Origin of the sequence: Chryseobacterium vietnamense, from assembly GCF_031454475.1 — a bacterium.
Classification (GTDB): Bacteria; Bacteroidota; Bacteroidia; order Flavobacteriales; family Weeksellaceae; genus Chryseobacterium; species Chryseobacterium vietnamense.
This window is the reverse complement of sequence record NZ_JAVDQX010000001.1, coordinates 536,400-559,507: the sequence shown is the minus strand read 5'-3', so window position 1 is coordinate 559,507 and position 23,108 is coordinate 536,400. Positions and strand designations below refer to the sequence as shown.

Annotated in this window: 22 protein-coding genes; 4 read left to right on the top strand and 18 right to left on the bottom strand. The window is 36.6% G+C overall.

Annotated elements, in window-relative coordinates:
- Nucleotides 1-41 precede the first annotated feature (41 nt).
- The 8 genes from J2786_RS02460 to J2786_RS02425 form a co-directional block, all read right to left on the bottom strand.
- Nucleotides 42-422: a PEGA domain-containing protein gene (locus J2786_RS02460; protein WP_047431816.1), complete on the bottom strand. Its 381-nt coding sequence runs from the start codon at nucleotides 420-422 to the stop codon at nucleotides 42-44.
- Nucleotides 423-668: 246 nt separating this feature from the next.
- Nucleotides 669-1,040: a cupin domain-containing protein gene (locus J2786_RS02455; protein ID WP_047431819.1), complete on the bottom strand. Its 372-nt coding sequence runs from the start codon at nucleotides 1,038-1,040 to the stop codon at nucleotides 669-671.
- Nucleotides 1,037-1,564 carry a GNAT family N-acetyltransferase gene (locus J2786_RS02450; RefSeq protein ID WP_047431823.1) on the bottom strand — a complete coding sequence of 176 codons (528 nt, stop codon included), beginning with the start codon at nucleotides 1,562-1,564 and terminating at the stop codon, nucleotides 1,037-1,039. Before J2786_RS02450 ends, J2786_RS02455 begins: the two co-directional genes overlap by 4 nt.
- Before the next feature lie 3 nt (nucleotides 1,565-1,567).
- Entirely contained in the window at nucleotides 1,568-2,170 is a 603-nt protein-coding gene (locus J2786_RS02445) for a DUF2911 domain-containing protein (protein WP_047431825.1), read from the bottom strand.
- 128 nt (nucleotides 2,171-2,298) lie between these two features.
- On the bottom strand, nucleotides 2,299-2,904 hold the full coding sequence (locus J2786_RS02440) for a CDP-alcohol phosphatidyltransferase family protein (RefSeq protein ID WP_047431827.1): 606 nt from the start codon (nucleotides 2,902-2,904) through the stop codon (nucleotides 2,299-2,301).
- A 58-nt stretch (nucleotides 2,905-2,962) separates the two neighbouring features.
- Nucleotides 2,963-3,475: a methylated-DNA--[protein]-cysteine S-methyltransferase gene (locus J2786_RS02435; protein WP_082001993.1), complete on the bottom strand. Its 513-nt coding sequence runs from the start codon at nucleotides 3,473-3,475 to the stop codon at nucleotides 2,963-2,965.
- A 39-nt stretch (nucleotides 3,476-3,514) separates the two neighbouring features.
- A complete protein-coding gene (locus J2786_RS02430) occupies nucleotides 3,515-4,060 on the bottom strand; it encodes a DinB family protein (RefSeq protein WP_047431830.1) in 546 nt (181 codons plus the stop codon).
- A 53-nt stretch (nucleotides 4,061-4,113) separates the two neighbouring features.
- Entirely contained in the window at nucleotides 4,114-4,632 is a 519-nt protein-coding gene (locus J2786_RS02425) for a Crp/Fnr family transcriptional regulator (RefSeq protein WP_047431833.1), read from the bottom strand.
- Between the two features lie 69 nt (nucleotides 4,633-4,701).
- Between J2786_RS02425 and J2786_RS02420 the strand changes: the two genes are divergently transcribed.
- Entirely contained in the window at nucleotides 4,702-5,556 is an 855-nt protein-coding gene (locus tag J2786_RS02420; RefSeq protein ID WP_047431836.1) for a hypothetical protein, read from the top strand.
- A 3-nt stretch (nucleotides 5,557-5,559) separates the two neighbouring features.
- Complete coding sequence (locus J2786_RS02415) at nucleotides 5,560-6,603, top strand: hypothetical protein (RefSeq protein ID WP_047431839.1); 1,044 nt, start codon at nucleotides 5,560-5,562, stop codon at nucleotides 6,601-6,603.
- A gap of 183 nt (nucleotides 6,604-6,786) precedes the next feature.
- On the opposite strand, the gene J2786_RS02410 is transcribed toward J2786_RS02415, so the two are convergent.
- From J2786_RS02410 to J2786_RS02400, 3 genes are all read right to left on the bottom strand, one after another.
- Nucleotides 6,787-7,839, bottom strand: a complete 1,053-nt coding sequence (locus J2786_RS02410) for an alpha/beta hydrolase (RefSeq protein WP_047431841.1) — start codon at nucleotides 7,837-7,839, stop codon at nucleotides 6,787-6,789.
- Nucleotides 7,823-9,097 carry a PepSY-associated TM helix domain-containing protein gene (locus tag J2786_RS02405; protein WP_310023811.1) on the bottom strand — a complete coding sequence of 425 codons (1,275 nt, stop codon included), beginning with the start codon at nucleotides 9,095-9,097 and terminating at the stop codon, nucleotides 7,823-7,825. The genes J2786_RS02410 and J2786_RS02405 overlap by 17 nt, the downstream gene beginning before the upstream one ends.
- Nucleotides 9,098-9,311: 214 nt before the next feature.
- The gene (locus J2786_RS02400) at nucleotides 9,312-11,462 is read right to left on the bottom strand and encodes a TonB-dependent siderophore receptor (protein WP_310023810.1); all 2,151 of its coding nucleotides are present in this window, start codon (nucleotides 11,460-11,462) and stop codon (nucleotides 9,312-9,314) included.
- Between the two features lie 239 nt (nucleotides 11,463-11,701).
- Here J2786_RS02400 and J2786_RS02395 point away from each other — a divergent pair, with 239 nt between their 5' ends.
- Nucleotides 11,702-12,103 (top strand): nuclear transport factor 2 family protein, encoded by a 402-nt coding sequence (locus tag J2786_RS02395; RefSeq protein ID WP_052186989.1) that lies wholly within the window; start codon nucleotides 11,702-11,704, stop codon nucleotides 12,101-12,103.
- A gap of 303 nt (nucleotides 12,104-12,406) precedes the next feature.
- On the opposite strand, the gene J2786_RS02390 is transcribed toward J2786_RS02395, so the two are convergent.
- The 6 genes from J2786_RS02390 to J2786_RS02365 all read right to left on the bottom strand — a co-directional run bounded on the left by J2786_RS02390 (nucleotide 12,407) and on the right by J2786_RS02365 (nucleotide 19,999).
- Entirely contained in the window at nucleotides 12,407-12,907 is a 501-nt protein-coding gene (locus tag J2786_RS02390) for a hypothetical protein (protein WP_047431847.1), read from the bottom strand.
- Nucleotides 12,908-13,102: 195 nt separating this feature from the next.
- The gene (locus J2786_RS02385) at nucleotides 13,103-13,939 is read right to left on the bottom strand and encodes a hypothetical protein (RefSeq protein WP_047431850.1); all 837 of its coding nucleotides are present in this window, start codon (nucleotides 13,937-13,939) and stop codon (nucleotides 13,103-13,105) included.
- Between the two features lie 12 nt (nucleotides 13,940-13,951).
- Nucleotides 13,952-14,389: a hypothetical protein gene (locus tag J2786_RS02380; RefSeq protein ID WP_047431853.1), complete on the bottom strand. Its 438-nt coding sequence runs from the start codon at nucleotides 14,387-14,389 to the stop codon at nucleotides 13,952-13,954.
- A gap of 120 nt (nucleotides 14,390-14,509) precedes the next feature.
- Entirely contained in the window at nucleotides 14,510-17,692 is a 3,183-nt protein-coding gene (carB, locus tag J2786_RS02375) for a carbamoyl-phosphate synthase large subunit (protein WP_047431855.1), read from the bottom strand.
- Between the two features lie 159 nt (nucleotides 17,693-17,851).
- The gene (locus J2786_RS02370) at nucleotides 17,852-18,925 is read right to left on the bottom strand and encodes a carbamoyl phosphate synthase small subunit (RefSeq protein WP_047431858.1); all 1,074 of its coding nucleotides are present in this window, start codon (nucleotides 18,923-18,925) and stop codon (nucleotides 17,852-17,854) included.
- A 183-nt stretch (nucleotides 18,926-19,108) separates the two neighbouring features.
- The gene (locus J2786_RS02365; protein WP_047431861.1) at nucleotides 19,109-19,999 is read right to left on the bottom strand and encodes an aspartate carbamoyltransferase catalytic subunit; all 891 of its coding nucleotides are present in this window, start codon (nucleotides 19,997-19,999) and stop codon (nucleotides 19,109-19,111) included.
- Between the two features lie 239 nt (nucleotides 20,000-20,238).
- Between J2786_RS02365 and J2786_RS02360 the strand changes: the two genes are divergently transcribed.
- Nucleotides 20,239-20,700, top strand: a complete 462-nt coding sequence (locus J2786_RS02360; RefSeq protein WP_002980286.1) for an Lrp/AsnC family transcriptional regulator — start codon at nucleotides 20,239-20,241, stop codon at nucleotides 20,698-20,700.
- An 837-nt stretch (nucleotides 20,701-21,537) separates the two neighbouring features.
- On the opposite strand, the gene argH is transcribed toward J2786_RS02360, so the two are convergent.
- Complete coding sequence (gene argH, locus J2786_RS02355) at nucleotides 21,538-22,842, bottom strand: argininosuccinate lyase (protein ID WP_052186990.1); 1,305 nt, start codon at nucleotides 22,840-22,842, stop codon at nucleotides 21,538-21,540.
- Between the last annotated feature and the right edge of the window lie 266 nt (nucleotides 22,843-23,108).

Genomic DNA, 23,108 nt, shown 5'->3' with positions numbered 1-23,108 from the left:
GTTCACGAATTTGCCTTTTTACGTTTATATTGTTAGCTTCATTACGGTTTCGCCTGCAGCTCAACGTCATATTTTTTTGGAGAATATTTGGTAAGAGAGCCTGTTGCAGCATCAATTCCTACTCCTATTGCTCCTCCCAGAATAATATTCAGCAAAGTCACCGCATTAAAAGTTTTTGTCAGCTTTACTTCTTTCTTCTCGAATCCTTCTTTTTCAAAGGTAACCATCTGCTTACCCAAAGCTCTTGGGATTTTAGTTGTACAAGGTGTTGTACATTTTTCTATTCCTTTGTGAAATACTTTTGCGCCTTCAGGGCTTGAAGAAAAAGTTATTGCATCCTGAGTTCCTGTAAAAATGGTTGCACATGAAGTGGCAGAAAGTGCGATTCCCAGCATGAATACAACTGATAATTTGTTTTTCATAGATCTTAATTAGTTCATTTTTTTTAAGTCCGCGAACTTACAAAATAAATTAAAACAATCAAGCATGAAAAAGAAAAAAAATCTCCCGAAATAAAGTATTGATGGCCATTATCAGTAAAGCCACTTTTAAATCCTTTCTCAAAACACTCCATAGCATCTGATTAGATTGTATTTTGAAAAATTGCCACAAAAAAAAGCAAATCCACTGTATTGCAGATTTGCTTTTCTATATTTTTTAATCGTTTTTTAGTCTACGCCTTCCTCTTCACGATGGACCAGTTCCATAGAAAATGCAGGAAGACAGATTGCAAGATATTCGCAGGGTTCTGAAAACGGATTACTGTAACGGATTCTTGCTCCTTTTTCAATAAGAATACTCTGTCCTTTTTCAAGAACAACAATTTCTCCGTCTATTTCAAATTGCTTTTTCCCTGAAATGATATAGGTAAATTCATCAAATTCTGGAGTCTGGTGTGGCTCACTCCAATCCGGAGGTGCTACCATATGAGCAATGGAAACATTGGAATTCCCTGTTGAATTTCCCCAATGCTCTTCAATCAGTTTTCCATCGTTAGTAGGCACTACAAATGGCGACTGCTGGATTTTATATTTTTTCATACCCAATCTTCTTTTTTAATTTCATAAACAAAATTGGTTCTTGAGGGTTCACCAAAATAAGCCACTTCTTCTTCAGCTATTTTTTGTCCTCCCAATCTTTCCAAAGCTGTCTGCGAACGGAAATTCTCTTTTCCGATATGAAAATGAACTTTGTCTACATACTGGAAGATATAATCTAGCATCAGCTTTTTAACCTGAGGATTAATGCCTTTTCCCCAGGATTTTGTTCCATAGAAAGTATATCCGATGAAAATATGATTATCTTCTTTATCAAAATCATAATAACGGCTGCTTCCCAATACATCTCCGGTTGCTTTCTCCATAATTTTAAAAGCACCTTTACTCTCTATAGCTCCTGTGAAAAAGTTTTCAAAAACCTCTTTCTTATAACGATCTTTGTTGGGGTGTTGTTCCCACACTTTCGGATCAGAAGCCACTTCATATAAAGATTCAAAATCCCCTTGCTGTAAGGGGATTAATTGAAATTCTTCATTCTCTAAAACAGGCTGAACAGAAAAATTCATTGTTTAACTCTTTTTAGTGGAATCTGATTCTATTTTCTTGATTTCTTTCAGTTTGTCAGAAATCTTGATGACGGTGTCTAGTTTAGATGGCTTCAATGAAACTTCTGCCTGAGCCATATCCCATTTGATTACCAGGTTTCCTGAATTTTCATCAGTAGGATTTAAAGTAATTTCAAACCATTCCTGCTTGTCAGCCAGCTTGTTAACCGGTACAGTAACATCTACTACATCCTGTTTAGGATCATAAGTATACGCTCCCCATTGCTGGAAATCTTTATTCAGAATTACTTTCCATTCTTTTTCTGTAGGAACGATGAATAATCCGTATGTTCCTGCAGGTACTGTTTTCCCACCGAAGCTAACGGCTTGTCCGAAAGTAATTTTCGTAGAAGAGTTAGCTCCAGCTCTCCAAACCTGGCCATAAGGAACCAATTCACCAAAAATTTTACGTCCTTTTACTCCCGGTCTCCCATAATCAATAGAGATTTTGGACATTGAAAACTGCTGCTCTACCCTCTGGCGCGGGCTTGCTGCCGGTACAGAGTAATCCTGTGCAAAACTGAATGCTGAAACTGAAATACAGACTGCTATTATTAACTTTTTCACGTGTAAATTTTTGTTTAAAATTACAAAATTCAAAACGAAATAGCTTTCATAAACTTCGTTAAATTTTGGTTTACCGATATTTTTCTATGAAGGATTTTTTTAACCAAATTCGTTTAAAAAGTATATTTTCAACTGTTGAAAATTTTACTTTTCTTAATCGTTTTCCCTTTTCTGAGTTGTATGGAATGAAAAACAGAAGGAACATCATTCGTCCACGTTTTCAATAGTAAAAGAATAGCTATAATCTCTGCTCTGGTAAGCAATCCAACCCAGAAACAAAGGTTGAATAAAATAATGGACCGGCATTGTAAAATTACCTGAATCAATGTTCCAAAAAGTAATAAAGTCCAGATCTTGGCACCAATAGAATGTGTAGCAACCTCCTTTCGGAATTTTAAAAAGCTTACCAGATAAATAAGAGCTTCAGCTCCTGCAAGAATACTTATTCTGGAAACATTTGTTTTGAAAAACTCGGGACATTGTATATATGCTGCAACACCTACTGAAATAAAGAAGACCTGATCAACAGTAGAATCCATACGTCTGAGTTTCTGCGTTGAAACATGAAGATACCTTGCGATAATTCCATCAAAAATATCCGTCAACAACCCTACAGATAAAAGAACGACAGTAATTGCCTGATAATTTTCTATTTTAATGAGACTTAAAGCAATGATGATAAAGCCAATAATCAGTCTGGAAAAGATTAAAATAACCGGAATTTTTGATTTCATAAAAAGGTTGCAGAACTTATGATAAATACCGAAATATAGGGATATTTTTAATATATTTCTAAAATAAGATAGCCTTTTCCAACTCCAGCAGCTTTTGTTTTCTCCAGATACCTCCGGCATACCCTACCAACTCACCGTTGGAACCTATCACACGATGACAGGGAATTAAAATGGCAATTTTATTGATTCCGTTAGCTGTTCCTACGGCACGTATTGCCTTGGGATTTCCTAATATTTCCGACTGCTGTTTATACGTTCTTATTTCTCCCATTGGAATTTCACGGAGAAGCTGCCACACTTTTTCCTGAAATTCAGTTCCGGTAATAAACAGTGGAACATCAAAATGACTTCTTTTTCCTTCAAAATATTCTTTCAATTCCTCTTCCAGCTGTTTGAAATGAAGATGTTCTTTTTCTACAATCTCTGCCTTTAAAACCTTTGACAACGCCTTCAGCTGTTTTTCAATATTTTTCCTGTCTGTAAATTCCAGCAGACAGATTCCCTGATCTATGGCACAGGCAATCATTTCTCCCAAAGGGGTTGATATATGTTTTTGGTGTATCATTTCCATTAGTTTAAAAGTAAGCTTTTTGGAAATCATAACTTCTTTTTAATGCGTTAAAATTTTTTTTATCTGCCCGATATGTCTTGCATTATGATAAATAACAAAACGGAAGGTGTCTCCCAGCTTCAGTTTGATCAGTTTCGAAATGCTAATACCTGATTTTGTCTTTTCCAAATCAGTATATTGTGCTTTTTCCAGTAACTCAAGTAATTTCCCCTGATGGGTAATGAATAAATCCACTACATTTTTATCCAGATTACTGTGGATTGGATTCATGGCTTTATGCGTTTTCATCTTATTCAGCTTCTCTTTGGGAAGCATGCTTTTGGCAAAATAATTTCCAAGAATTCCGGGTTTAAAATAGGATTGGGAAGACTTTCCGGCGGAAGAAATAGCACGGCTTATTTCAGGAATATAAAAATCTCCATAACGGTTAAGATGTTCCAGACATTCCAATGTACTCCAGCTTTCTGCTGAAGTTCTGAAATTCAGATCATGTTCCGGTTGTAAAGACAACATTTCAGCAAATTGTAAATGTTCTTCTGTCTTACTTTTTAACTCATGCAATAATTCTGAGGTTGAAATTTTCATTACGTTTTTTATACAAATATGCTGATCTGAACGTTCTTAAATCTTGACTGAACTCAAGATTTTTTGAGTCTGGACAATGTTTCCGGTGACATTCTCAGATAATTGGCAATGTATTTATTGGGCACTTCCTGAAACAGCTTTGGACTCCGTTTTAAAACCCTTTCAAAGCGTTCTCCCGGAGCATTGATCAACAGATCCTTTTCTCTTTCAAGCTGCTGCAATACAAGATCTTCCAGCACGTTCATCCAGAATTTCATATGTTCTTCATTTGATTGTATAAATACATAGAAATCCTTTTTTGAAGCTACTTTTACCGTTGTTTTCTTAATCGCCTGGATATACAGATCTGAAGGTTTTCCCGATAAAAAAGAATCCAGGCTGACAATAATATTTCCGGTATATCCAAAACGAATAATCCTTTCTTCATCTTCATCCGTCATAAAGATCCGGACACTCCCGTTTTCAATAAAATAAATAGAGGTATCTGTACTGCCTGAAATCTTCAGGAATTCATTTCGTCTGAATTCTTTCTTTTCCCAATAGATTCCGCTCTGAAGCAATTTTTCAACCATTTCATTTTAATATTTGCTTTTCCAAAGATAATAGGTAATTTTAAAGTTTTAAAACACTAATCACTGATAATGCTCAAAAGAACAGTACTTTTTATACTGCTTTCGGCCGGATTTTATGGCATGAAAGCACAGCAGACCATCCCCTTCCGGATCACAAAGCACAATAATATCATTGTCAAAACCCTTGTCAACAAAAAGGATTCATTGGATCTGATGTTTCAGATCGCCATGAAGGATTATGCTATTTCTCCTGATGGCAAGCGGAAAGCAGAGCATATTATTTTCAACAAAGAAGAACTCAGCGACCACAATACGGTACAAATTGGGAAAATCACTCAGAAAAATGTACGTTTTTTTAACAATCAGTTAACAGGTCATGAGGCAGACGGAAAAATCGGAACCGGAATTTTCGCAGGTAAGGCATTTAAAATCGATTATGATAACAATCAATTTGTGATCTACGATCAAATGCCGGATCTGAAAGAGTATCAACCTGTTAATATCATCCTGGATCACGACGGCTTTTATCTTGCAGCAGACAATATTATTGATGAAGGTCCGCAGCAGGAAGCCTATTTTGTATTACAATCCGGATTTTCCGGAGCAATACTGTACAGCAACGAATTCGCTGAAGAAAAACATCTGGAGAAAAAACTGAAGGTAACGGGAGAAAAAACACTCAAGAATTCTGAAGGTAAAACTTTAACTACCAAGCAAGCTGTCCTTCCCTATTTCAAGTTGGGAAAAAGCATGTTTAAAGATGTTTCCGTAGGATATTTCTCCGGTGAGCTGAAAACACAAAATGTAAGTTATCTGGGTGCTGATATGCTCCGCAGGTTTATCTGGATCTTTGATGCAGAAAGAAAAATGGCTTACATCAAACCCAGCAAATACTTTTCAGAGCCTTATTACAAAATGAATTAGAATATGATAAACACTTTAATGCTAAAAAAGATTATAAAACCCCAAACCGTCGCTGCGCTTTTATTTTTGCCATTGGCTATTGTAAGCTGTAAGAAAGAAGAGAAAAAAACTGTTACCACAGAAACACATCCGGCGAATGATTCTGTAAAAACGGCAAAAACTGAGGAGAAAATAGATTATACTGATTTTAATATTTTCAGTCTGTCCATCATTTCATCCGCTGAAAAAGATTCTGATATGGATATTTTCATTTCTGTTTCAGATATCTATAAAGGAGAGCAACCTATTCCTGCTGAGATTGTTAGAAATCATAAGCAGATGTCTTACGAAGAACGCCAGCATTTTGAACTGGATGCACCCAGCAGAAAAAAGCTTCTCAACGGAATTCATCTCACTGAAAATGATTCTCTGTACATCTATGAGTATGGTTCTAATCAACTTCAAAAAATGCCGATACGCCAATTAAAAGCGGTCGCTTATCTGAGTCCTTATACAGACAGTGAAGATTTAGATCCGGATTCTTATATGATGGGCTTTCAGGTAGCCACTCACCAGAAAACCACAGAGTACGACCGATATACTAATGCCATCGCTTATTTTGGAAATACAAATCCATTTGTAGAAAATAAAATGAAAGCGGTGAAATGGCAAAAAGCTGATGCAGCTCTTTCAAAAAAATATTTCACCCATTCAAAATTGGCTCCGGGGAAAACCTATCAGGCACAATATGAAAATCTGACCTACTATCTGCAGGATTATCTTGAAGAAGGAAATATTGTAGATCGAACACTGGTCGTCATTAATGATCATAAAGAAAAAATTGCGGAGAAGACCTATAGTCTTGCAGGAAGTGATGGTGGAGAATTCCTCCCTTTGTATGGAATAGATGCTGATGAAGCGAATGTTTTCCAATATACAGGCCATCTTTTCAAAGGAAAACCTCCGGTTATTTTTGGGTTCATGGCTCAGTCTTTTGGCTGTCCTTCGATTAGCTTTTTAGATCAAAAGGAGAAGGATTTCCCGATCAATTGTGATAACAGGCATTAATTCCCGGAAGGATTTACAGGATTCCTACAAAATGACAAACTGTGTGGATAATCTTTGAGAATAAATCTGTCTAATCAGCAAAATCTTTGAAGAAAACATCAATAGAAACGGGCTTTAGCCCGTTTTTTATTACATCAGCAATTCCATTGGCTTCAGCCTAAACCTAATTAAAGAAACTGTGTATTATTTTTTAGGATAATAGTTGTCTTTCAGATTCATAAAATAGATTTCGGGGTCTTTAAACCCATTGCTCTTCATGAATTTGATCACTACATTCAGATAAGCTTCCGAAGGGATAAACTCTGCTCCCATTTTTTCTGAAAACTTTTTATACTCTTCTTCAAGCAGTTTGGGATTTTTGGCAAGTTGTTTTATGTCGGTTCTGAAACCTTTGAATATGAATTTTAATGCTTCATAATTTCCGGGATAGGAAACAGTTCCGTGGGTTTCTCCTTCAAAAAAACGATGTTTATAGTTCAGAGATCCGTTCTTTTCTATGATTTCTTTAAATTCATCAATGGCCTGTGTCATATCGGAATTCCAGTTTTTCTGCTGTTCTTCATTGTCTGCCTGAGAAACATACAAAGATTTTTTTGCCGGAAATTTCTTATTTTTTTTCAGATACTCTTTTGTTCTTGTGAGGGTTACTTTGTTGTCCCACCACAAACTGGGGTCATTGGCAACATAAGCATTGAAATAATCGGGATGTAAAAGGAGTGTATTAATAGCAAATAATCCTCCGAAGGAATGCCCTACCAGCACAGAATAATCCTGAGTTCTATAGTTTTTATTAATAAAAGGCTTCAATTCTTCCTGCATGAATTTCAGAAAGTTTTCACTTCCTCCGCTGTCTGCAAAAAGTGTAAGAGCAGGATTTACGGGACTTTTCTTTTCAGACTTTGTAGGGGTAAGATCCCTTGTTCTTTCTGTATTTTTTATTCCTACTACAATACATTCCGGAATATCGGCATATGGTGCTCTGGCGATGAAATCCGTTAATCCTGTGTAATATTCAAAATTAATTTCTCCGTCTAAGAGATAGATCACCGGATATTTTGCCGGATTGATGGTAGTATCGCTATAGGTTTTAGGCAAGTGAATCCAGATTTCTCTGTTTTCGTTTAAAACTTTTGAAAATATAGTTTGCTTCTCTCCTATCGTCAGTTTTTCCTGGGCTTTTCCAGATGTGAATACCAAAAGTAATGAGAGTGCAATAATTTTAAACCAGTTGTTCATGGTGTGAATCTTTTCTGTGTTGATGAATGTTTTTAACTTCTTTATTCTTTTTAGGTGATTTGTTTCTTCTACCCCACCAGATCAGGAATCCGGTAATCGGGAGACTTGTGCAGATAATTCCGATAATGAAGGTGAATATCTTACCGAACATTCCGCCCCAATAGCCTACATGAAGATCAAAATTCATGTGTTCTATCACTTCGTGTCTCTGAACTTCTTCAGGATAATCAATTTCTTTTCCGGTGTATTTGTTAGTTTCCATACTTTTCCCGTTGACCAGGCTTTTTAATCCAATAAACTGAGCTGCAACCACATGATATACCGCTGCTGAATCATTTCTCGGAATACTCATTCTGAACTGTTTCGCATCAGGAAACTCTTTGAATTTTCTATCTGCAAAATCAGCGTAAGACAAGGCTTTTTTCTCCGGATCAAACTTAGGTTCATATTTTTCTGCAATAGTATGAGCATCCACAGCTCCGCCGAAAGCCTGCTGGGTAAGATTGGTTAAAACTTCATAAGCCATAATCAGTCCTGTAATGGTAATAAATACGGCCGGAAGCAATGAATAAAACCCAAAGACATTATGAAAATCGTAGTTTTTCCTGCGCCATTTTGTTCCGGATTTGATTTTAAAAGCTGCTGTTCTGGTTGTCTTATTCCATTTTTTCGGCCACCAAAGAATCAGTCCGCCGATAAGCTGGATAAAAAAGATGATTGAGGCAACTCCAACAACCGTTTTCCCGAACTTTCCTGCCAGCAGCTGAGCATGAATATGGGCTACAACATAGAAAAACTCATAGCTTTTTGTAGAACCAATTACCTTTCCTGTGTAAGGATCAAGGTAATGATAGGCAAATACACCTCTTGGACCACGCCCTTTTTTCTTGGGTTTTTCTGCTTTGCCAACATTTTTATCTTTAGGCGGCTTCGTTGCCGATGCTACCCTGAAACTTCTGTCTGCTTCTTTATATGTATCAAAATAGAATGCTTTTCTGTCCGGAATCTGCTGATGGAAATGAGCCAGCAATGCTTCAGGTGTCATTTTTTTAGCATGAGCCGGAGCCTGAACATATTTGGCACTTCCACCACACCAATCAATGATTTCGTCACAAAAGACAAACACCGTTCCCGAAAGAGTAACCGTAAGTACAATGATTCCGGAAACCAGCCCGAGCCATAGATGCAGCCAGCCTGTGATTCTTTTGGTAAGGGATTTCCCCTGCTTTTTTTTAGGATTAGTTTTTTTGTTTTCCATATCTGTTTTCATCTACTTAAAATATAATAGCAGAAAATGCAAAGGCGCAATTGTATTTATAATGGCGTGTTTGTAAAGTGAAAAGAGTTATTCCTGCTGCCGTCTACTTTAGCATATTTAAAGGCGTCAGAAATAGGCGTATATAAATCAGAGCTTTGCACCTTTGCGGTTTTCATCCTTATATTTTCGTTGAGATTATTTTTGTTGAGCGGTATTAAAATTTGAATGCAAAGTTGGCAAGGATTTCTCTCGGCTTCTGTGGCTGTCCATAAAAGTTCCAATAGTTTTCATTCAACGCATTATTCATTTTCAGACCGATTCTGTATTTTTTTTTGTCGTAGAAAATGGTAGCTCCTACGGTTGTATAAGACGGAGCAAGGAAATGATTGGTGATGTTGATATACGTTTGGTCTACAAAATTAAAACCTGCTCCAAAACCTAGACCTTCATAAGCGCCATCCATAATTTTGTAGCTTGTCCATACATTGGCTACATGTTTTGGAGTCCAGGCGATTCTTTTTCCACTGTCTTTGCTTCGGTCATCATATTTATTATCGTTATATCCGTATCCGGCAACGATATTCCATCCTTTGAAAGGGTTGGCAATGATTCCTATTTCCAATCCCTGACTTTTGATATTACCATCCTGAATGCTTCCTATTCCGCCCGGGTCGGCAACCAGTCTGTTTTTAACGTTAATGTTGTAATAGCTAACGGTAGTCAGTAATTTTTTATGAAAAAGATCTACTTTAAAACCTGTTTCAACCTGGTTTCCCTGCTCGGGATCCCATTTTGTTAAAACACCTACTTCATTTAATGATGGTGCATAGTTTTTAAATCCGTTCACATAATTGGCAAAGAATGAGATCTGATCTTTTACAATTTCATACACCAATCCGAATTTGGGTGAAAACTGGGTCTGACTGTAGCCGGTAACTTTATTTTCAGGATATCCGTTTTTCGTAGAGATTTCTACGCCGTTTACCACCATATCATCATTTTTATAGCTGTCTACTCTCAAACTGGCCATTACCAGCAAGTTATCTGTGATATTCAAAACATTGGAAATATAACCGCTGATCGTTCTGAATGTTGTGATATCAGATTCAGTAGATTTTCTTTCCTTATTCATGAATTTGTTTCGTGAAATGGGATCCCATGCTGAAGAGCTGTCGAGATTCACTTTGTCATAAGGCATAAAAACATTGCTGTATCCGTTGGCTTCATAATAAGGGAACTGGTACTTTGTCCTTTGTTGGAAGTAATCTATTCCCACTACCAGACGGTTTCGTAGACCTCCTATTTTGAAATCTCCCGTAAAATTCTGCTGAATATTATCTGTAGTTACTTTAAAGCTGTCGAAAGGACGGATCATTCTTTCGACCTGATTATTATTCAGATATCTCAGCACTAAAAAGATAGATTCATTTTCATTGGCCTCTCCTCTTTGGTAGGATGTTCTTGACGTCCATTGATCGTTGAATTTATGAGTAACCTCCGCCATCGTTACAAAATTGGTTCTTTTGGAACCGATGTCATTACTTGTGAATGCTCTTTTGTAAGCCACTTCCAGGTCTTTCATAGAGTGGAGAGTCAGTTTTTCTGAATTTCTTACATAAGCATTCAGTGTTTTATCCGGAGCGTGGAATTCTGTATCAAGCGTTACAGTGGTTTTATCACTTACTTTATAGAGAACACTTCCTGAAAAGAACAATCCTTTGTTATAACCGGCATCCTGGAAAGAATCCTGAGAGTAAGCTGCTACGTTGAATCTTGCTAATGCTGTTTTTTCTTTGTTCAAGGGAGTGTTTACATCCGCTGTGATTCGGTTCATTCCCCAGCTTCCGGTGGTATAATTGATAATTCCTCCGAAGTTTTCCTGTGGTTTTTTGGTAACAATATTCACTACTCCGCCATAGTTGGCAAGTGTTCCTCCGAATAAGGTTCCGGATGGTCCTTTAATTACTTCTACTCTTTCAATATTAGCGATTTCGGACTGTACTCTGGGGTTTTGAATCAATCCGTTTCTGAAACTGGCATTGGAGCTGAAACCTCTCATGAAAATATCATTCCCACTGTCGTTGACACTGTTACTTACGACAACACCTGGCGCAGAAGCCATGGCTGTATTGAAGTCCGTAGCTCCCATTTCACTGATGATTTCTTTGGGAACAAGGTTGTAAACAGTGGGATTTTCAAGGTTTTCAAGAGGAAGTCTTGCGATGGATTCAGATTTTTTGGTTCTGTAATTGTGCGTTCCCTGGAGTGATACGGATTGTATTTCAGCCACTTTAATGGTATCCGTTTCCTGGGCACTCAGCATTGTTACGGCTAATAGAGCTGCAGAAATAATTGTTTTTTTCATGTTTATAATTAAGTTAGTTCTGCAAAATTATCTTATTTTTATTAATTCTAAATAAAAACATGACGCAAATCATAAAACTTACTTGATGAAACAGCCCATTAATAAAGAGTTTATTAAAAACCGATATGATACAACTATTGATAACTTTTCTAACCAGGCATTTCAGGTAAATGGGATTGAGATTTTTCTTATCTTACTGTTTTAATACAGAACCTATTTTTTGATTATCAATTTCAACAATGAATAACAATACCCAAGAGACCGTTCAGCAATTTCTTCACTTTCTTTCAGGAAGAAACCTGACAGAATTGATCAACTTATTTTCTGACACCGTAGACTGGTATATACCTGGAGATGAGCAAAAAGCACCCTGGCTGGGCGTAAGAAACAATAAACAGGAAATATCCGGTTTTTTTGAATTGTTATGGAAAAATACAGAACCTGTTTCTGCCAAAATAGATCATATTTTCAACGATGATGAAAATGCAGTGATCACTGGAGAATTTGTAACGAAAATGCTTGCAACAGGTCATATTGTAGAGTCTTTATTTTGTATCCAGATGCGTATTCAAAATAATAAAATTATACGTTACAGATTACTGGAAGATAGCTTGGCGGTTTCAAAGGCTTTGGAGAAGTAATTAAGGATTATTTATCTTATTGATAACAATATACATTGGAGTTGTTTAAACTTATAAAAAATATTGGACATTTCTTAAACCATTAAGAAGGATTTAAGCAGTAAAGCATAATTAAGTTAAGATAAATCATTCTGATTTTTAAGCTTAAAGCGAAGCTCATCTTAATACTCTAAACACCTTAATGCAGTCTTAATGTTTCAAAAAGTTTAAACAAGTTTATTATTAATGAAATTCTTTGAACAATGTTCGCAGAACTTCATTCTGTGTCAGAAGGACATCGCTGTTAAAATCTAAAATTATCTTTTATATCACGGCAGACGCCATCATCGACATATAATAATTGGCACAATGCAGCGCATTAATTAAAACGATGTCTTTCTCCGGGAACGTTTCGAAAGCATCAGAAGTTGTGACCTGGTATTCGTAATTCATAGAACTCCATTTCAAATGAGGCTTAATGATCATCAGCTCAACCCCTTCCTGATCTGTAAGAACAAATGACTCTTTAAAAATACCTCTGTGTTTGAAAAGATAACCATTCTTCACGCCGTCAAAATAGGTTTGCACTACAATTTCCCCGTTCCAATTCATTCTGAATTTCAGCAAAACTCTTTCATGATCTTTCAGCTCAATGGTGGTTCCCCAAAACCCTTTTGGTTCCACCTGATAAGTCTGACCATCTGCAATATCAATAACGGCATTAAATTTAAACCAGCTTGTATAAATAAGTTTCCCGATTAATTTTTCTTCTCTTGTGACCTCAAAAGATAAAGAATTGCTTGATTTTGCGTAATATTCTGCCATGGTTATATTTTGATTTGGTGGAATTTTTATTAGTTTTTAAATAATAATAACAGCCTGAATTTTAACGCTCTAATTTATAAATAATTTGGTGAACATTATGTATTTTTAAGCTAATCCGATAAAAACTCTTGTGAATTCTCTTTAACCACGTTTTTTGTGTTGAAAATTTGCTTTAAATGTATGATAAGCAATCACTTAATTGCTTTCAAACCAATACTTCCATTTTTCATCATCAATCCCAAATTTCCCCTGCCACCATCTTGCGGGATAACCAACATCATCATTTCTAATGGGCCTATGCTCTCTTTCCGGATAGGTAACGTATTGATTGGCATATCCCCGATGGGTATCATCATGTAAAATTCCGATAACTCCTAAGATTTCCAACAATCCCAACCGTTCGTCATCATTTGATTTTACTGTTTTAGAGATCTTCTTTTTGAGTTGGGAAATTCTGTCGTTAGGTTCTGACTTTTCAATGATTTCTTTCAGTTCATTGAGGATCTTGTAGTCATTTTCATTGGGTTTAACCGCCGGAAATTTTGGAAACTGTTCTACATCAAATAAAACCTGAATTAAATTATCAAAACAGCATCCATCTTTATATTTGAAATAATTGATTGTATTGAATTCGATAGGGTCTTCAAATTCAAAGGTATGAAGCCCGCAGATCGCACAGATCTCTTCATTGGGCTTTGGACTTGGTGTAAAACTATGTTCTGCGAGACTTTGTGCAATACAGTAGCTGGATAAAAATGAACGATACTCTAATTGCCTGGTACTTAAACTATAAAGAAAAGCATCTACCACCTGCTGTTTTTCTATGCTGGCCACAGCACTTTTAATTCTTCTGCAAATCTCATCATGACTTATTTCTTCCTGATCAAACATTACAGATTGCTTTTTTGCATACTCAAAATCATCTTCTGTAATATATTGCATGTATGTTTCCCAATCAAACCAGTCGCTTAGACTTGCATCCTGAGAACTTTTTATGGTATTCAATAAAATTTTTATGGCTTTTTTATCCATTATAGCTTTTCTTTATTCAATTTTAAAAATATAATCATCTTTAACGTTCTCAGATTTTTTGACTATTTCATCTATACTATATTTTTGTCCGTCAATTTCAACATCAACAATATACCATTTCCACATAAAATTATGCGTTTTTTCAATCCGTACTGTTGAATGGGGATTGATTTCCAGCGTAACAACAGAGCTGTCCATCTTTTTCTCAAGAGATTTTAAATTTTTAGTTTTTCTGAAAAATTTTGGCTGTACAATATCATTCTCATAATTGAAAGTAAATGCACCATAAGAACCTTCAGATAATTCTTTTACCATTCTTTTTTTATAATTAATTTTTAGTGTTTTTTTTGTTTCTGTTAAATTTTGAATATAAAAATCGGTTGGTATTGAACATCCCAAAAATACAAGCACAAAAACAACACTTAAAACTCCTTTAATAATTGCATTCATATTATTTTAGCTTAGATGGTTTTTGTAAAAATAATCAGATTACTTTAATTTATGAGTTTTTACTATAAAAAAATCCCACAAGAACACTTGCGGGATTTTAATATTTATTCTGGTTCGAAATTACATTGTCTCCATTTTGAAGCTCATGCTTTCGATTACTTTCAGAATTGCTTCTACTGTATCCATTGAAGTTAAACAAGGAACACCGTTTTCCACACTCATTCTTCTGATCTGGAATCCATCTCTTTCTGCCTGCTTACCTTTTGTAGTAGTATTTACAACATACTGAACTTTTCCTTTCTGGATCAGGTCGATAAGGTTTACACTTTCCTCTCCTATTTTGTATCCGATTTTGCAAGGGATTCCTTTTTCCTCGAAGAACTTCGCAGTACCTTCCGTAGCCCAGATTCTGAATCCTACTTCATGGAATCTTGCTGCAAGAGCTGCCGCTTCATCTTTATGCTTATCTGCTACCGTGAACAGGATAGAACCGTGCATAGGAACTTTTCTTCCTGCTGCTACCAATCCTTTGTAAAGGGCCTTTTCAAGAGTAGTATCTTTCCCCATAACTTCACCTGTAGACTTCATTTCAGGGCCCAGAGAGATGTCAACCTTCGTTAGTTTAGAGAAAGAGAACACCGGTACTTTTACAAATACTCCTTCTTTGTTTGGAACCAATCCGTTTTCGTATCCTAAATCTTTCAGCTTTTGTCCTAAGATGGCCTTTGTTGCAAGGTTAGCCATAGGAACCTCCGTAATTTTAGATAAGAATGGAACTGTTCTTGAAGAACGAGGGTTTACTTCGATTACATAGACGTTTCCTTCGAAAAGAACGTACTGGATGTTCATTAATCCGATAACTTTCAGCCCTTTTGCCAATCTTTGTGTATAATCTACCAAAGTATCAATTTCACTTTGAGAGATATTCTGTGGCGGATATACCGCGATAGAGTCTCCGGAGTGAACTCCTGCTCTTTCGATGTGCTCCATAATTCCAGGAATCACTACTGTTTCACCGTCACAGATGGCATCAACTTCGATTTCCTTTCCTACCATGTATTTGTCTACCAAAACCGGGTGCTCAGGGCTCGCATCAACTGCGTGCTCCATGTAGTGGGCCAACTCTGCTTCAGCGTATACAATTTCCATAGCTCTACCTCCAAGAACGTAGCTTGGACGTACCAATACCGGGTAACCGATTTCGTTTGCAATTTTTATCGCTTCTTCTTTCGAAGTTGAAGTTCTTCCTTTTGGCTGAGGAATTCCAAGCTCCTGAAGTGCTTTCTCAAATTTATCTCTGTTTTCAGCTCTGTCAAGATCTTCCAGTGAAGTTCCCAGGATCTGTACTCCGTGAGAGGCTAATTTATCAGCAAGGTTGATCGCTGTCTGCCCTCCGAACTGTACCACTACTCCTTTTGGCTTTTCAAGCTCGATGATGTTCATTACATCTTCTTCAGTAAGCGGCTCGAAGTATAGTTTATCAGAGATTGAGAAGTCTGTAGAAACTGTCTCAGGGTTGTTGTTGATGATAATTGCTTCGTACCCCATTTCTTTGATCGCCCATACTGAGTGAACGGTAGCGTAGTCAAACTCAACTCCCTGTCCGATTCTGATAGGTCCGGAACCTAGTACAATGATTTTTTCTTTGTCTGAAACAACACTTTCGTTCTCTTCTTCGTAAGTTCCGTAGAAATAAGGTGTTTCACTTTCAAACTCAGCAGCACAGGTGTCTACCATTTTGTAAACCGGCATTACTCCGTTTTCTTTTCTGAAGTTGAAAACCTCACGTTCTTTTACATCCCAAAGAACTGCGATATTAATATCTGCGAAACCTAATCTCTTCGCTTCAATTAATGTTTCTTTATCAAATTTGTTGGCAGCGATTACTTTTTCGAAGTCAACCAGTTTTTTCAGTTTCCAGATGAAGAACTTGTCGATTTTACTCCATTCTACAATCTGTTCCCAGTCGTAACCTCTTCTTAAAGCATCTCCGATGATGAAAAGTCTCTCATCATCACACACTCTGATTCTTCTTTCGATTTCCTCAGCAGTAAGTGCCTCAGCCTGTTTTGTTTTTAATCCTAAATGCTTGATTCCTGTTTCCAGTGAACGGATCGCTTTCTGTAAAGATTCCTCAAGGTTTCTTCCGATGGCCATTACTTCACCAGTAGCTTTCATCTGAGTAGAAAGTCTTCTGTCTGCCGTTTCGAATTTATCGAATGGGAATCTTGGGAATTTTGTTACCACATAGTCAAGAGCTGGCTCAAAACATGCGTATGTTTTTCCTGTTACCGGGTTCATGATTTCATCAAGTGTTAATCCTACAGCGATTTTTGCCGCGATTTTTGCAATCGGATACCCTGTTGCTTTACTTGCTAAAGCTGATGAACGGGATACTCTAGGGTTTACTTCGATGATATAGTATTCGAAAGAATGTGGATCCAAAGCAAGCTGTACGTTACATCCTCCTTCAATTCCTAATGCTCTGATGATTTTTAAAGAAGCATTTCTCAATAACTGATACTCTCTGTCTGAAAGGGTTTGAGAAGGTGCAACTACGATAGAGTCTCCTGTGTGAACTCCTACCGGATCAATATTTTCCATGTTACAAACCACAATGGCGTTGTCGTTTGCATCACGCATTACTTCGTATTCAATTTCTTTGAAACCAGCAATTGATTTTTCAATCAAACATTGTGTAACCGGGCTGTGCTTTAATCCTAATTCGGCAATTTCTTTTAATTCTACCTCGTTGGAAGCAATACCTCCTCCTGTTCCTCCCATTGTAAAGGCAGGACGAACAATTACAGGATATCCGATTTCATCTGCGAAAGCAAGAGCTCCTTCTACCGTATTTACGATATCAGATTCCGGAACCGGCTCGTTCAGTTCTCTCATCAACTCACGGAAAAGATCTCTGTCTTCTGCTCTGTTGATGGCAGAAAGCTTCGTTCCTAATACTTCCACTTTGCATTCTTCAAGAATTCCTGATTTTTCCAGTTCTACCGCCATGTTCAGTCCAGTCTGACCTCCCAATGTTGGTAATAAAGCATCCGGACGTTCTTTTCTGATGATGTGGCTTACAAACTGTAATGAAATCGGCTCGATATATACTTTATCTGCGATTTCCACATCCGTCATGATCGTTGCAGGGTTTGAGTTGATCAAAATTACCTTGTAGCCTTCTTCTTTCAGAGACAGACAAGCCTGCGTTCCTGCGTAATCAAATTCAGCTGCCTGACCAATGATGATAGGTCCTGAACCGATTACTAAAATTGTTTTTATATCTGTACGTTTTGCCATTTTTCTTTTTTAATTGGGGTTAAGAATCAAATTCTTAAACTTCTTATTTTTTTACTTTTATAAGACTTGCGATTGTATTTTGTCATTCCGAGGAATCTAATTTTATTGTAGAGATTCTTCACTCCGCTATTGCTTCGTTCTGAATGACAAAAAGCAGTCTTATTTCTTAAAGTCCTCCATCATTTGAATGAACTCATCAAACAGGTAGTTTGCATCTTCAGGGCCGGGGCTCGCTTCAGGGTGATACTGAACTGAGAAACAAGGGTGGATTTTGTGTTTTAATCCTTCATTGGTTCTGTCATTCAATGCGATGTGCGTTTCGATAAGGTCTGTTCCTTTTAAGCTTTCCTGGTCTACCGCATATCCGTGGTTTTGAGAAGTAATGGCTACTGTATTTTTCTCTAAATCCAATACCGGGTGGTTTCCTCCTCTGTGTCCGAATTTCAGTTTGAAAGTTTTCGCTCCGCAGGCAAGACCGATCAATTGGTGTCCTAAACAGATTCCGAAGATTGGAACTTTTCCTAGTAATCCTCTGATCATATCTAAAGCATGTGGTACATCTTCAGGGTCACCAGGACCATTTGAAAGCATAATTCCATCTGGGTTCATCAACAGGATTTCTTCTGCCGTCGTATCCTGAGAAACTACGATGATATCACAGTTTCTTTGAGACAGCTCTCTGATAATTCCCAGTTTTGCTCCGAAGTCTACCAATACTACTTTGAAACCTCTGTTCGGGTTAGCATAAGGTGTTTTTGTTGAAACCTCTTCTACCTGATTGGTTGGGAAGTTTGTTGATTTCAATTCAGAAGCTACAGCAGCTTCATCAGCATCAGCATTTACAATTTTTCCTTTTACTACTCCGGAGTTACGAAGAATTCTTGTCAGTCTTCTTGTATCAATTCCTGAAATTCCTGAAAGGTTTTTCTTTTTAAATAGTTCATCTAAAGTAATCTGAGTACGGAAATTGGAAGGAAGATCGCAAAGTTCTTTTACGATAAGCCCTTTGATTGCCGGCTCAATACTTTCATAATCATCACGGTTAATACCATAATTTCCGATAAGCGGATAGGTCATACAAACAATCTGACCGCAATACGACGGGTCAGAGATCAATTCCTGATACCCTGTCATTCCGGTATTGAAAACTACTTCCCCTGCAGTTTCCAATTCTGCTCCGAAACCTTCTCCATGAAACACTTCACCGGACTCCAGTATTAATTTTTTCTTCATTTTAAACTTTTATCTCTTATTATTTATTTAATATGTCATTAACAGGTCGCCCCCTACAGGGCTTGGATTATCTAAATCCTTTTTGTTTCCATGGGCTTCACCCATTGCTATTAACAGGCCGCCCCTATGGGACTCATTAACTTTTAACTTCTTACTTTTACCCTGGCTCTTTTAACTTGGCTCTTATTTAAAGGTATACCCTTTACTTTCCAACGCTTCTTTCAAAATGGCCATTCTTGCGAACACACCATTTTGCATTTGTTTGAAGACTCTTGACCTTTCGCATTCCACAAGATCTGAATCTATTTCCACTCCTCTGTTGATGGGAGCAGGATGCATGATGATTGCTTCTTTTTTCATGGCTTTTTCTCTTTCCTTCGTCAGCCCATATCTTTTATGATATTCTGAAGCAGTGAAACTCATAGCAGAATCGTGTCTTTCGTGTTGGATTCTTAACAGCATTAAAACATCCACTTCGCCGATCAACTCATCTACTGACATATAAGTTCCGTTGATTAAAGCTCCTTCGTCAAACCATTGTTCCGGTCCTGAGAAGTATACTTTAGCGCCTAATCTTCTTAATGCCTCTGCATTTGAATTGGCAACACGGCTGTGTTTCACATCACCTACAATTCCTACTTTCAATCCTTCAAACTTTCCGAATTCCTGATAAATGGTCAGTAAATCCAGCATACATTGTGAAGGATGGTTTCCTGTTCCGTCTCCTCCGTTGATTACAGGAATGCTGATATTCTTTAATTCCTCGAAGTATCTGTCTTTCTTATCGCGGATTACCACCAGGTTTACTCCTATACTTTCAATGGTCTTTACTGTATCATAAAGACTTTCGCCTTTGTTTACCGAACTGTGTGATGCATCAAACGGAACTACCTGAAGTCCCAGTTTTCTTTCTGCAAGATCAAAACTTGTTTTCGTTCTTGTACTGTCTTCGAAGAAAAGGTTTGAGCAAAAAACTTCTCCTTCAATTTTAGCAGTTTTACCGTTCGCAAAAGCCAGCGCTTCTGTCAGTATACTGTTGATTCTCTCGGTGCTTAGTTCTGTAATCGTAAACATAATTCTTATTTTTGGGCATAAAAAAAGCGAAGACAACAATCTTCGCTAATAACAATAAATATCGTAAAGGGCGCTTTCGCCCGGTAAATCTAATGATATAAATGCTTTTTTATTCATTAGGTGCAAAGATACAACAATTTTATGAACCTACAAAAACAAAGTTTAAAATAAATTAAAAACCTCAGTATTTCTTTATTCTCATTTAAAATTAATATTTTTGTTACAACTCAAATTATTTTATGGATTTAAAAGACAAAATGATTCTCAGCATTATTCAGGAAGACTCTACATTATCGGTTAAAGAAATTTCCGAAAAGATTGGTCTTACCTTCACTCCTACGTATGAACGAATCAAACAACTGGAGAAGCAGGGGATCATTCAGAAATATGTAGGACTTTTAAACCGTGAAAAACTGGGTTTAAATATTGTAGTCTACTGTAATGTGCGTCTCAAAGAACAATCCAAGAAAGTATTGGAAACTTTTGAGAACCACATCGGTAAATATGATGAAGTACAGGAAATCATCAGTCTTTCCGGAGAGTATGACTATATGTTGAAGATCATTGCCAAGGACATCAATTCGTATAATGAATTTGCCGTGAATGTGATCTCAAACATTCCTAATATCGGGCAATACCACAGCTCCATTGTGCTTCACGAGGTGAAAAAGTCTACCAAGTTTAAAATTGATCTGGAATAAATCTTTTATTTTAAACCATTAAGAGCTTTTAAGAGGTGAAGAATAATTAAGCAATTCGCAAGCAAATTTTAGAACAATATGGCTAAAAAATCGCAAATTTTCTTAACTTATCTTAAACCCTTCATCTACCTTAATGATTCAGTTTATCAATCATTATTATCCGATTTTCCTTGCTGAAAATCTTTGATTTTCTTGCGCCTTAAAAAACAACTCAAATAATTATCTTTGCACCTTTGCGTATACCAACTTCTTTTATAAACTCCTATTTTGTTAGAAAACGCAAAGACGCAAAAAAAATTGAAAACTTTATGCTGTAAGGCGCAAAGATTTTATCTCCGATAAAATTTTATGCAGTAGATTTCCTTAATTAACGTTGAAATCTTCATCTGCCTTAATGGTTCAGTTTATCAATCATTATTATCCGATTTTCCTTGCTGAAAATCTTTGATTTTCTTACGCCTTAAAAAACAACTCAAATAATTATCTTTGCACCTTTGCGTATACCAACTTCTTTTATAAACTCGTATTTTGTTAGAATACGCAAAGACGCAAAAGAAATTCATAAACTTCATGTTGTACGGCGCAAAGATTTTATCTCCGATAAAATTTTATGCAGTAAATTTCCTTAACCAACCTTAAAGTCTTCATCTACCTTAATGGTTCAGTTTATCAATCATCAAATTCAAAGAGCGGAATTACAATCCAGCCATTAAGATCACTTAAGCAGATAAGATTTATAAGATTAAGGCTTCCACAACGAAAAGACAGCAGGCTAAAATAATTTAGAAATTCCACTGATTTTTGCTTAAGTTTCTAATGACCTTAATAGCTTAGATTCTAACCCAATAATTTATTTTTCAGTTTATTGAACTGATATTCTATTTTATCCAGACAAAGATTTCCGATACTTCCCTGGTGGGTATGTTCAAGGTTTCCAGGTTCAAATTCAAACGCGTTGTTTTCAATCTCCTGCCCTACTTTCACATAAGCATCACGGAAAGAGCTGCCGTTTTTCACTTCTTCATTGATCTTCTCTACACTGAAAAGGTATTTGTATTTCTCATCCTCCAGAATCCCGTCTTTTACCTGAATATTTGGTAAAGTGTAGCTTAGGATTTCCAGACATTCTTTCAGGGAATCAATAGCCGGGAAAAGAATTTCTTTGGTCAGCTGTACATCTCTGTGATATCCTGAAGGCAGATTACTTGTCAAAAGAATCAGTTCGTTCGGAAGTGATTGAATTCTGTTGCATCGTGCACGAACCAGTTCAAAGATATCCGGATTCTTTTTATGAGGCATAATACTACTTCCCGTAGTAAATTCTTTTGGAAAGCTGATGAAATCAAAGTTTTGGTTCAAGTACAAGCATACATCATAAGCAAATTTCCCCAGTGTTCCAGCTAAAGTTGCCATTGCCATTGATAACATTTTCTCTGACTTTCCACGGGTCATCTGAGCGTAAACTGAATTATAGTTCATCGACTGGAATCCTAAGTTATAGGTTGTACTTTCACGGTTAATCGGAAAAGATGAGCCATAACCTGCAGCTGATCCCAATGGATTTTTATTAATGATATTCTTCACTGAAAACAACATTTCCACATCATCCAAAAGGGCTTCAGCATAAGCTCCAAACCACAATCCGAATGAGGAAGGCATTGCAATCTGCAAATGAGTATATCCCGGAAGCAGAACATTTTTATGCTGATCCGCCAGCTGAATTAAAATCTGGAAAAACTCATATGTAAGGGCTGTGATCTCACGGATCTCATCCAATAAATACAGCTTGATATCCAATAAAACCTGATCATTTCTTGATCTTGCGGTATGAATTTTCTTTCCTGTATCTCCTAATTCTTCAATCAGGATTGCTTCTACCTGAGAATGGATATCCTCAGCTTCTTTATCAATTTCAAAAGTCCCATCCTCAATTTGATTTAAAATACTATTTAAGACAGATAACATCTGCTCTGATTCTTCCTGTGTGATAATACCGGTTTCTGCAAGCATTTTACAATGTGCCATAGAACCTTTCACGTCATATTTGGCTAAACGTTCATCAAAGTCAAGATCTTTACCGACTGTAAATTGATTGACTAATATATTGGTGGCAAGGTTATCCTTCTGCCATATTTTTTTCATATGTAATTATTTATTTTTTTTAAATCACATGCAATCGCCACTTCTATCTGTTTTACCAGAAAAATTAGTTGGTAGTGATTTCATAATATCTGATTTAAAATATTTGTTGGTTTTGACATGCCCGGCAAGGCAATCCTTATTACTATTAACTATAAAAAAACATTTCCTTATGTAAAGCTTTCATTCCTAATTTTCTTTTTTGCATAAATCTTATTAAAAACTAAACTTCTGGCGGCCTGCCGGACGGAGTCAAAACATATATTGAG